The sequence below is a fragment of the Altericroceibacterium endophyticum genome, from assembly GCF_009827595.1.
In the GTDB taxonomy this organism is placed as follows: domain Bacteria; phylum Pseudomonadota; class Alphaproteobacteria; order Sphingomonadales; family Sphingomonadaceae; genus Altericroceibacterium; species Altericroceibacterium endophyticum.
Genome location: NZ_WTYT01000006.1, coordinates 314,409 through 325,657 on the forward strand (window position 1 = coordinate 314,409; position 11,249 = coordinate 325,657).

11 protein-coding genes are annotated in these 11,249 nt (G+C 59.7%); 6 read left to right on the forward strand and 5 right to left on the reverse strand.

What is annotated here, in order from left to right:
* Positions 1-19: 19 nt before the first annotated feature.
* From crtY to GRI91_RS14620, 5 genes are read left to right on the forward strand one after another with little or no spacing between them, the layout of a single operon-like run.
* The gene (gene crtY, locus GRI91_RS14600; RefSeq protein ID WP_160737410.1) at positions 20-1,204 is read left to right on the forward strand and encodes a lycopene beta-cyclase CrtY; all 1,185 of its coding nucleotides are present in this window, start codon (positions 20-22) and stop codon (positions 1,202-1,204) included.
* Positions 1,201-2,703 (forward strand): phytoene desaturase, encoded by a 1,503-nt coding sequence (locus GRI91_RS14605; protein ID WP_160737411.1) that lies wholly within the window; start codon positions 1,201-1,203, stop codon positions 2,701-2,703. Before crtY ends, GRI91_RS14605 begins: the two co-directional genes overlap by 4 nt.
* Before the next feature lies 1 nt (position 2,704).
* Positions 2,705-3,286: an LOG family protein gene (locus GRI91_RS14610; protein ID WP_160737412.1), complete on the forward strand. Its 582-nt coding sequence runs from the start codon at positions 2,705-2,707 to the stop codon at positions 3,284-3,286.
* Position 3,287: 1 nt separating this feature from the next.
* Complete coding sequence (locus tag GRI91_RS14615) at positions 3,288-4,352, forward strand: phytoene/squalene synthase family protein (RefSeq protein ID WP_160737413.1); 1,065 nt, start codon at positions 3,288-3,290, stop codon at positions 4,350-4,352.
* A 46-nt stretch (positions 4,353-4,398) separates the two neighbouring features.
* Entirely contained in the window at positions 4,399-6,273 is a 1,875-nt protein-coding gene (locus tag GRI91_RS14620) for an acetyl/propionyl/methylcrotonyl-CoA carboxylase subunit alpha (protein WP_160737414.1), read from the forward strand.
* 16 nt (positions 6,274-6,289) lie between these two features.
* Here the strand turns inward: GRI91_RS14620 and GRI91_RS14625 are convergent, their stop codons facing one another.
* Complete coding sequence (locus GRI91_RS14625) at positions 6,290-7,555, reverse strand: multidrug effflux MFS transporter (protein WP_160737415.1); 1,266 nt, start codon at positions 7,553-7,555, stop codon at positions 6,290-6,292.
* 114 nt (positions 7,556-7,669) lie between these two features.
* Here GRI91_RS14625 and dinB point away from each other — a divergent pair, with 114 nt between their 5' ends.
* Positions 7,670-8,800, forward strand: a complete 1,131-nt coding sequence (dinB, locus tag GRI91_RS14630; RefSeq protein WP_160737416.1) for a DNA polymerase IV — start codon at positions 7,670-7,672, stop codon at positions 8,798-8,800.
* A gap of 6 nt (positions 8,801-8,806) precedes the next feature.
* Here the strand turns inward: dinB and GRI91_RS14635 are convergent, their stop codons facing one another.
* The 4 genes from GRI91_RS14635 to GRI91_RS14650 form a co-directional block, all read right to left on the reverse strand.
* Positions 8,807-9,268 carry an NUDIX hydrolase gene (locus tag GRI91_RS14635; RefSeq protein WP_160737417.1) on the reverse strand — a complete coding sequence of 154 codons (462 nt, stop codon included), beginning with the start codon at positions 9,266-9,268 and terminating at the stop codon, positions 8,807-8,809.
* A complete protein-coding gene (locus GRI91_RS14640) occupies positions 9,256-9,879 on the reverse strand; it encodes a 6-phosphogluconolactonase (RefSeq protein WP_160737418.1) in 624 nt (207 codons plus the stop codon). The genes GRI91_RS14635 and GRI91_RS14640 overlap by 13 nt, the downstream gene beginning before the upstream one ends.
* 80 nt (positions 9,880-9,959) lie before the next feature.
* On the reverse strand, positions 9,960-10,421 hold the full coding sequence (locus GRI91_RS14645) for a Dps family protein (protein ID WP_160737419.1): 462 nt from the start codon (positions 10,419-10,421) through the stop codon (positions 9,960-9,962).
* 173 nt (positions 10,422-10,594) lie between these two features.
* A complete protein-coding gene (locus tag GRI91_RS14650; protein ID WP_160737420.1) occupies positions 10,595-11,143 on the reverse strand; it encodes a hypothetical protein in 549 nt (182 codons plus the stop codon).
* Between the last annotated feature and the right edge of the window lie 106 nt (positions 11,144-11,249).

An 11,249-nucleotide genomic window follows, 5' to 3' on the forward strand; every position in this document is an offset into this window, starting at 1 on the left:
CATCAGCTAAGGCAGGCCTATGGATAAAACAGGCTGTGATATTGCGATTGTCGGTGGGGGCCTCTCCGGCGGTTTGATCGCCGCTGCCCTGCAGCAGCACCGGCCAGACCTTTCCGTGGCTTTGATCGAAAGCGGCACACGCCCCGGCGGCAATCATCGCTGGAGCTGGTTCAGCAGCGACCTGTCACCTATGGGCGCAGAGGCGGAAGCGCTGCTGGCCCTATTCCCGCATGCCCGGTGGGATGGCGGATATGATGTGCGTTTCCCCGCGCTCGAACGACATTTGTCGACGCCCTATAATTCGCTTTCTTCTACGGAGTTTGCCGCGGCGCTCGAAAATATGCTGCCGCCCGGCACGATTATGACCGGGCGGCAGGCCAGCCGGTTGACCCATCGCCAGGTGAAGCTGGATGATGGCAGCACCATCGATGCGCGCAGCGTGATCGATTGCCGTGGCCACACCGAATCACGCTATCTAGGCGGCGGGTATCAGGTATTTTACGGGCGCCACCTGCGCAGCCCCACACCGCATAATATTGAACACCCTGTCATCATGGATGCCATGGTGCGCCAGCATGGCTCCTATCGCTTCGTCTATGTCCTGCCGCTGAGCGACACGGAGCTGTTCCTCGAAGACACCTATTATTCCGATGGCCCTGAACTGGACCAGGCCGAACTGTCCGCCCGGATCGATCGTTATTGCGAAAGACACCGGCTGCAGGGCGAAACCATCAGTGAAGAAACGGGCGTCCTGCCGGTTATCACCGGGGGAGACTTCCCGAAATTTCAACGTGAGCAGCGCCTCTCAGGCGTCGCCATCGCGGGCGCACGCGGCGGGTTTGTCCATCCCCTGACCAGCTATACGCTGCCCTTTGCGGTCGACACCGCGCTGGCCATCGTGCGGGCGGCCGATATGCCGGGGCACCTTCTGGCGGACCAGCTGGAGGAGCGGGCGCGGAACCATTGGCGAGCCACCGGATATTACAGAATGCTGGGCAGCATGTTGTTTGGCGCGGCCGAGCCGGAAGAAAGGTTTCGTATCTTCGAAAGATTTTACCGTTTGCGCGAACCTTTGATAGAACGCTTCTATTCCGCGCGTTCAACGCCGGCAGATCGCTTCCGCGTTCTATGCGGCAAACCACCCGTTCCGATTTTCCGCGCCCTGCGCACCCTGATTATTTCCCGCCGGAAGGATTTTGCATGAACAGCCCCATTACGGCGCAGACGCGCCGCGCCTGTGTCATCGGTTCCGGCTTTGGCGGGCTGGCGCTGGCCATTCGCCTGCAAAGCGCAGGCATTGCGACCACGATTGTGGAATCCCGCGATACGCCGGGCGGACGTGCCTATCACTGGCAGCGTGAAGGATTCACCTTCGATGCCGGGCCGACCGTCATCACCGACCCTGATTGCCTGCGTGAACTGTGGCAGCTGACCGGTGCCGATATGGCGCAGGATGTGGAACTGATGGAAGTCATGCCCTTCTATCGGCTCAACTGGCCCGACGGCACCAATTTCGATTATTCGAATGATGACGCCCAATTGCGCAAGGAAATCGCCAAGCTCGATCCCGCCGATGTCGATGGCTATGACGAATTTCTGCGCTACGCCGCCGCCGTTTATGAGGAAGGCTATGTAAAGCTCGGCACGGTGCCGTTCCTTGATTTCAAAAGCATGATCAAGGCGGCCCCTGCGCTGGCCAAACATCAGGCATGGCGTTCGGTCTATTCGATGGTGTCGAAATATGTCCGCAGTGAAAAACTGCGGGAGGCATTGTCATTCCACACATTGCTGGTCGGCGGCAATCCGATGACGACCAGCTCGATCTATGCCCTGATCCACAAGCTGGAAAAGGATGGCGGCGTGTGGTGGGCACGCGGCGGCACTAACCGTCTGGTCGCAGGCATGGTCCGGCATTTTGAAAGGCTGGGCGGCACGATGCGCATCGGTGATCCGGTGGTACAGGTGCATGTCGAAGGGCAAAAGGCCCGCAGCGTGGAAACGCAAAGCGGGTGGAAAGAGGAATTTCACGCCGTCGCCAGCAATGCCGATATCGTGCATTCCTATCGCGATCTGATGTCCGGCCATGAGCGCGGGCAGAAAATGGGCCGCAGCCTTTCGGCCAAGCGCTTTTCCCCCAGCCTGTTCGTAGTCCATTTCGGGATAGAGGGGCGCTGGCCCGGCATTCCCCATCACATGATCCTGTTCGGTCCGCGCTATAAGGAATTGCTGGAGGATATTTACGATCACGGCGTTCTGCCGGAGGATTTCTCCATCTATCTCCACCATCCCACGGTCACCGATCCGTCGGTCGCACCAGAGGGTATGAGCACGTTTTATGCTCTGGTGCCCGTCGCCCATATGGGTAAGCTGGCAGTGGACTGGAACAAGGTGGGGCCGATGCTTGAAAAGCGCGTATTGGATGAAGTCGGGCGGCGCCTGATTCCCGATATTCACGACCGCATCCTGACCAAGTTCCATTATACGCCGCGCGATTTCACGCAGGACCTCAACGCCCATCTGGGCAGCGCCTTCAGTCTGGAACCCATCCTGACCCAGAGCGCTTGGTTCCGCGGACATAATCGCGACGATGTGATCAAGAATTTCTACCTGACCGGCGCCGGGACCCATCCGGGCGCGGGTATTCCGGGCGTGGTTGGCAGTGCCAAGGCCACCGCCGGGCTGATGATTGAGGATTTAAGTTAAGATGAAACGTCTCGCCGTATATTGCGGCTCCGCCTCCCCGCAGGATACACGCTATGTCGAACTCGCCTACACGGTTGGCAAAACCTTGGCGAAGCGCGGTATTGGCGTGGTTTATGGGGGAGGCCGTCTGGGCATGATGGGCGCACTGGCGACAGGTGCGCTGGAGGCTGGCGGCGAAGTGCTGGGCGTAATCCCGGACAAGCTGGCAGGCAGCGAAGTCGCCAATACGGATTGCACCGAGCTGACCGTGGTTTCCAGCATGCATGAGCGCAAGCAGGCATTCACCGATCTGTCCGACGGGTTTCTGACTCTGCCCGGCGGGGTCGGCACGATGGATGAATTGTGGGAAGCGATCAGTTGGGCTCAGCTGGGCTACCATTCCTATCCCGTGGGCCTGCTCAACGCCTTTGGCTTCTACGACTCGCTGATCGCCTTTCGCGACCATATGGCGGAGGTGGGTTTCGTCCGCCCGGCTCATCAGGGGATCATGATCGCCGACAGCGCGCTCGACCCGCTGCTTGACCGCATGAGGGACTATCAGCCGCACCGCCCGATTTTCGATATGAAACGCGAAGAACTCTGACATGGCCCGCCCCCGTCTTCTTGCTCCCTCCCGCATTTTGCGCACCACGCCCCGCCAGGTCGGCGGCGGGCGCGAGCGGGAATGGCTGGTGCAAAAGTCAAAAGCGTCCATCGCAAAGGGGTCCAAAAGCTTTTCTGCCGCATCCGCTCTGTTCGGACGGGCCACGCGTGAACGCGTGTGGCTGCTCTACGCCTGGTGCCGCCAATGTGACGACATTACCGATGGGCAGGACCATGGCGGTGTCTTGCAGGAACAGGCCAATGTTGAGCAGCGCGTAAAGGGCATCCGCGTCCTGACACACCGCGCACTGGACGGGCAGCCAACCGCCGACCTCGCCTTTGATGCTTTTGGTCAGGTGGCAATGGAAGCCCGGATTGATCGGCAGCTCGCCGATGATGTGATTGACGGCTTCGCGCTGGATGCCAAAGGTTGGCGCCCCCGTACCGAAGCGGACATGATGCGCTATTGCTACCACGTGGCTGGCGCAGTCGGCGTGATGATGGCGCTGGTGATGGGCGTATCTCCGGATGACCATGAAACGCTGGATCGCGCCTGTGACCTTGGCTTTGCATTTCAGCTCAACAATATCGCCCGCGACATCTATGAAGATGATGCTGCCGGGCGCTGTTATCTGCCGGTCGAATGGCTGGTGGAGGAAGATATTCCGCCCGGCCAGCACATGAAGCCCGCCTATCGCGAAAAGCTGGTCAAACTGGTCAAACGTCTGGTGGATATGGCAGAAAGCCACGAAGCCGCCGCCCGTTATGGCGCGCGCGCGCTGACCCTGCGACAACGCTGGGCGGTGCTCTCCGCCGCCAATATCTATGGCGCAATTGGCCGCGAAGTTCGCAAACGCGGCGCAGAGGCGTGGAACAGCCGGGTACACACATCCGCTGCGGCCAAGGCGCGCTTTGTTAGTAAAGGGTTCTATCAGGCTCTGCGGCGCGCGCCGGAACCCGAAAAATGGCCCCGCTGGACCCGCAGCGAAGTTCTGGTCGCGGTACGGATGGCGGGCCCGATTGCCCCCATTCCCATGACACCTTTGCGTGAAGAGGACGATATCTGAACCACCACGCTTGCCGATGGCTGCAGGCAATTGTAGCCTGTTACAGATGATACAATCTCTTCTGATCGCCAATCGCGGCGAAATCGCCTGCCGCATCATTCGCACAACCAATGCGATGAATATTCGCACGATTGCGGTCTATTCCGATGCCGATGCCGGAGCCTTGCATGTGCAGCAGGCCGATGATGCAGTCCGCATCGGGCCGCCGCCCGCCGCGGAAAGCTATCTGCGCGGAGAGGCCATTATCGCCGCGGCGAAATCCTCCGGCGCCGAAGCCATTCACCCCGGCTATGGCTTCCTGTCTGAAAATTCCGAATTTGCACAAGCGGTGATCGATGCCGGGCTGATCTGGGTTGGGCCCAAGCCGGACAGTATCCGCGCCATGGGCCTGAAAGATGCCGCCAAACAGTTGATGCGCGATGCCGGCGTACCGGTCACGCCCGGCTATGACGGCACGGATCAATCGCCAGAGAGGCTGGCGCAGGAGGCTGAGCAGATCGGCTATCCCGTGCTGATCAAAGCAGTCGCCGGCGGCGGCGGCAAAGGCATGCGCAAGGTCGACCGGGCGAGCGATTTTGCCGCTTCGCTGGAAAGCTGCCGGCGCGAGGCGCAGGCCAGTTTCGGCAATGATCATGTCCTGCTGGAAAAATGGATCACATCGCCGCGCCATATCGAAGTGCAGATTTTCGGCGATAGCCACGGCAATGCCGTGCATCTGTTTGAACGCGATTGTTCACTTCAGCGGCGCCATCAAAAAGTTATCGAAGAAGCGCCCGCGCCGGGCATGGACGCGGCAACACGTGAGCAATTATGCGCGGCTGCGGTCAGGGCCGCCAAAGCGGTTGATTACGTGGGGGCCGGAACGGTCGAATTCATCGCCGATGGCAATGCGGGCACAGATGGCGGCCTGTCTGCCGACAACATCTTTTTCATGGAAATGAACACCCGGCTGCAGGTCGAACATCCGGTGACAGAGGAAATCACCAGGGTCGATCTGGTCGAATGGCAATTGCGGGTGGCCAGCGGCGAACCCATCCCATTGGCGCAAGACGATCTGACGATCCGCGGCCATGCCATAGAGGCGCGGCTTTATGCCGAAGATCCCTCCAGCGGCTTCCTCCCCAGCACCGGGCGGCTTGACCATTTCCATCTGTCTGAAAGCGGACGGGTGGAAACCGGCGTGGCGCAAACCCACGCGATCAGCCCGCATTACGACCCGATGATTGCGAAGCTGATCTATCACGCCGACACCCGGGAACAGGCGGTGGATGGATTGCAAAAGATGGTGGCCGAAACGCAGATCTGGCCTGTCAAAACCAATGCCGCATTTCTGGCCCGCGCCCTGGATCATCCAGATTTCCGCAGCGCCAATCTGGATACTGGCTTCATCGCCGCACATGAGGATGCGCTGATCCCCTCCACCGAGCCGAACGATCAGCATTGGCGCATTGCGGCCCGCGCCATTCAGGACCACTCAGCCGGTGGAGCGGAACCGAAAGGGCTGATGGGCTTTCGCCTCAATGCTCCCACAGAAACCGGAATATGGGTGGGCTATGACGGAGAGTTCCGCAGCGTTGAACCCGCCGGTCAGGCCGCACTCGCCAGTGTAACCGGTGATCGCGGCCCGATTACTTTCGATTCCGGCCAGGCCATCGCTTTCGACGCCGTCGCGCGCGGCACCGGACAGGGCGCGATTGGCGATGGCGCCATTCTGGCCCCGATGCCGGGCAAAATTATTGCGGTGGATGTAGCCGCAGGCGACAGCGTTGAAGAAGGGCAGCGATTGCTGGTGATGGAGGCGATGAAGATGGAACACACCCTCACCGCACCCTTCACCGGTATCGTGACCGACCTGCCCGCGCAGCAGGGCGCGCAGGTTCAGGTGGACACCTTACTCGCGCGGATCGAACCCGCCGAATAGCCCCGCCAATCCTGGCTTAATAAACCCCGCCGGGCTTCGTCTCAGGCTTGGCGGGGGCATTCAGCCGGCGGAACAGCCGGCCCTTTTCGCTATAGAGCACGAGCAGCAGAGCCAGCACACTGCAAATCAGCAGGGCAATAGCGAAAGGCCGCGCTGTGCCGTCATAGCTTTGCCCGATGAAGAGCCCGACAACCGCCGCGCCAAAGGTGCGGAAGAAGCTCTGGATCGAACTCGCAGCCCCCGCAATATGCGCGAAAGGCTGCATTGCAATGGACCCGAAATTGGCCCCCAGAAAACCGAGCAGCGCCAGATTCGTCGCCATCAGCGGCAGGAAATAGACGATGTCGCCATCATGCCGGAATGCCGCCAAGACCTGCAGCGCGCTGACCGCGATGAAGGCCAGCACGCCGGTATGCGAAACACGCCGCGCGCCAAAGCGTTCGACGATCCGCGAATTGACGAGGTTGGACAGAACCATCATCGCCGCGGTGCCGCCAAACACGATCGGGAACCACGTGCCCATGCCAAAATGTTCGCCGATCAATTGCTGCGAAGAATTCACATAGCCAAAGACCGCACCGATCAGCAGACTGGTGCCCAGGACATAGCCGATTGCCGAACGGTTGAGCAGCGCATGGGTCATGTTACGCATCACCACGGGCAATTCGATCATTTGGCGATCAAGCGGGTCGAGCGTTTCCGGCAGACGCTTCCAGGCCCAGAAACCAGCCATCCCCGCCATCGCTGCCAACACCACGAAAATCCAGCGCCAACCGGCAAAGGTCAGCACAGCCTGCCCCAAGCTCGGGGCCAGCACCGGCACCACAATAAATACCGCGCCGACCAGCGAAAGCAGGCGCGCCATCTGGTCACCTTCATAGCGATCCCGAATGATCGTCGCAGGAAGGACCATCAGGCCAGCACTGAGAACACCCTGCAGCGCGCGAATAACCAGAAGCAGCGTGAAATCGTGGATGAGCGCGATAACCAGCGACAGGAGCGCGTAGGAAGTGATGCAGAACATCGCCACTGATCGACGCCCGAATCTGTCCGCGAAGGAACCCGGCAGCAAGGCGCCGACGCCCGATGAGAGGAGAAAAACAGCGACCACCAATTGCCGCTGATTGCCTTCAGCAACACCCAGTTCGCGGGCCATTTCGTCCAGTGCGGGCAGCATAGCGTCAATCGCCAGCGCCTGCAGCGACATCATGAATGCGGTCAGGGCAACCAGCTCACGCTGCCCGATAACGCGCTTATTTTTGGGGATCGCGAGATTACTCATGCTTCGCCCCTAGCCCGGTGTCTGCCGTGAAGAAACGGAAATATGTTGGCAACACTGACAAATTCCGTTGTCTTTCTATTCAAACGTGCAAGCTGGACCGCTAGATTGCCTGTCATGGAGACTCCCATCCCTTCCTCTCCTCCGCCGGCGCAGGATGACGAAGCGGACGGTATGCGCAAGATCATCCATGTCGATATGGATGCTTTCTTCGCCAGCGTCGAACAGCGCGACAATCCCGACCTGCGCGGCAAACCGGTTGCAGTGGGCGGAGCCAGTGGCCGGGGCGTGGTGGCAGCAGCGAGCTATGAAGCGCGCAAATTCGGGGTACGCTCCGCCATGCCATCCTCCACCGCCAAGCGCCTCTGCCCCGATCTGGTCTTCTGCAAATCCAGGTTTGACACCTACCGCGAGGTTTCCGGCCAGATCCGCGAGATCTTTCGCTATTATACCCCGCTGGTCGAACCGCTCAGCCTGGATGAAGCCTATCTCGATGTGACCGATGATCTGCGCGGCATCGGTTCGGCAACGCGGATCGCGCAATTGATCCGTCAGAATATTCGCGAGAAAACCCAGCTGACCGCCAGTGCGGGGGTGTCCTACAACAAATTTCTGGCCAAACTGGCGAGCGATCAGAACAAGCCCGACGGCATGTGCATCATTCGCCCCGGCGATGGCGCGGCCTTCGTCCAGTCGCTGCCCGTGCGCCGCTTTCATGGTGTGGGGCCGCGCGGAGCGGAGAAGATGGCAAAACTCGGCATTGAAACGGGGGCCGATCTGGCGGCCCGGCCGATTGCCTTCCTGCGCGAACATTTCGGCTCTTTCGCGGATTATCTCTATCGTGCCGCGCGCGGGATAGATTTGCGCCCCGTAAAGCCGAACCGCATTCGCAAATCTATTGGCGGAGAGCGGACCTATGCGCAGGACATCCACAAGCCGCAGGATCTGCACGAGGCGATGGACGCGATCGTCGATATCGTGTGGGAAAGGATAGAGGGCCACAGCGCCCGCGGGCGCACCGTCACGTTAAAACTGAAATATAACGATTTTCAGCAGATTACCCGGGCACGCTCGGTAACGCATTGGGTGGGGGACAAGGAAGAATTCAGCCAGCTTGGCCATGCGATATTGGCCGACTGCCTGCCGCTGCCGCTGCCGATCCGTTTGATGGGCCTGACGCTGAGCGCGCTGGAGGGCGTGGATGAACGTCATGACGCGACGGAGGACAAACAGCTTTCGCTTCTCTGAGCAAGTTCAGCGATCCAGTAAAGCAAGCCTTTGCGCGACCAACGGACTGATTGCTTCGGGCAAATCATCGCGCGCAAAAAAGCACGCTTGCGTGAGTTCCCGCCCGTCAGCCCGCGGCACACCCTGCGCCACTCCGGTAAAGACATGAACGCGGTTGAGTGAGCCATGAAGCTGCTCCTCGCGAACCCCCAGAAATGTCAGATCGCTGACCCCGCAGCCGAGTTCTTCTTCAAATTCGCGTAAAGCGGCGATGGCAGGTTTCTCATCCGCACGGATACCGCCACCGGGCAAAGTCCAGCTGTCACTTCCGTAAGAATGGCGGACCAGCAGAACCCGGCCATAGCCATCGCGCGCAATCATGCTCGCACCGTTCAAAACGCGTGGCCGCCAGCGCCAGAGCCGTTTGCGCAGCCCATGCGCCAGCCGCAAGGCTGCCCGGTGCAGCGGCGGCGGGATCAGGTGAAGCATGCCACATTCTGGGACGATGCAGCGCGCAGCAAGCGCGCGACGGGAAGATCATTCTCGCCCCGTGCCGCAGCATCGAAAACGGCAAATTTATCGTCCCCGCGAATGACGAAGAGAATCTCATCGCTGTCGAGCAACGCCGGAAGCGTCAGCGTGATCCGGTCAAACGGCGCCTCGGGCGGCAAGGGATCAGGGGTGAGCCGGCGTACCATCTGGGGATCATCGGTCTGCGGATTGGTGTTGGGAAAGAGCGAGGCAATATGCCCGTCACTCCCCATGCCCAGCCAGACCAGCGCGAAATGAGGAACCTCCTCCATTTCGCTGAGCGTCACGACTTCTGAACCAACCGGCTCGAACAAGGCGCGGATCTTGCCGGTATTGCTGGCTGCATGATCCTCCGGCACCACCCGGTCGTCACCCGGCCATACGACAATGCGGCTCCAGTCGAGCGGGGATTTCACCAATTCTTCAAGAATGGGGAAAGGAGTCGATCCGCCCGGCACTGTAATTGCGACTGGCCCCTCGCCGGACTGCAACGCGACGTCCAGCCGGTGGCAAAGCCAGGTGGCGATATCGCTATTTTTCGCATTTTCGACGAGTTGGATTTCGGCCATTATCTGCTCCATGAAAAAGGACCGCCGCAGCATGAGCCGCAGCGGTCCGTACAGCAACACGCTTACCGTGTTTTACTGCCTTATTTCAATGTCTGTGTCAGGAACCAGACGCGTTCTTCGGTCTGGTCAATCCAGTCATCGACGACACCGCTGGTGGCAAAATCTTCAGCTTCTTCAGAAGCGCGTTTCACTTCCTTCAGCCGGTCGAGGACCTTCTTGTTATCATCCCGAAGTTCTTCGACCATGGCCTGCGGGGTGAGAGTGACGTCATCCTGATCTTCGATCTTGGTGGCTTTGCCCACCGACCCGATCGATGTCAGCGTATATTCGTCATTCTTGCGCACGCGTTCGCCGATATCGTCCACCTGGGCGATGATCTGCCCGGCCTGTTCGTCAAACAGCAAGTGCAGATCGCGGAAGCGCGCGCCGCTGACATGCCAGTGGAAGTTCTTGGTCTTCACATACAGCGCGAGATGATCAGCAAGTGCCCCATTCAGCGCTTCAACCAGAGCTTTTTTCGAATTGTCACCCGTTTGGGCCATAATTATTCCCCTATCTGATTTTACATCTTTGGATTGTTTCAATCCTTCAACGCGCGACAGCCTTCATCGGTTTCAGCGAGAATAGCGCGCGAGTTAATCTAGTAAATCGATCAATGATCCAGTCCGCCGGTTGAGGAAATTTCCGTTGTAATCGTTGCATTATTTAGGCTGAGCTAGAGTCTGGCGAACACCACAATGGCGGCGGTGACGAAAAGACCGGCCGGAACATAGCGCAATTTCCTGCTGGCAAAGGTCACGTCCCATTTGTCCCCCGCCAGCGCCGCCAGCATCAACACGGCAAAACTCGCAAGCACACCGCCCAGAGCTGTGGCCAGGGGGAACAGTGTCAGCGCCGCCAGTGCAAAGAGCAGGAATCGTCCCGCATCGGTGAGCAGAGACATAAACAATGCCAAGGTGATCGCACCTGCTGAACGGGTTGGTTCCTGCGGCAAGGCCGCCTTGCGCCCGAGTACCGCCTCCAGCGCAGCCAGACACAGCGCAAATATTAGCAATATCAACGCGGCCTTCCGCGTCAGTGCAGGCGACAGTGCAGTCCCTGCCCAGACCGCCACTGCCGCGCTGGTGATGCAGGCCAGCAAGGCCAGACTGGACAGCAGCGCCATGTTTGACAAACGCGCAGACAGCCGCGCCACCAAACTGGCGCTGTGTGATGGCCAGCCGGCGAGCAGGCATAGAATAAAGGCGAAGAGAAAATCACTCATGCCGGTCTGTCCTGGCGGAGGAATGGGGCGGTGAAGCGACAGCAATAGGTTCGACAGCCGACTGAACTCAATCTGTTTTTCCAAGCGAACGAAACAGAGGGCCACA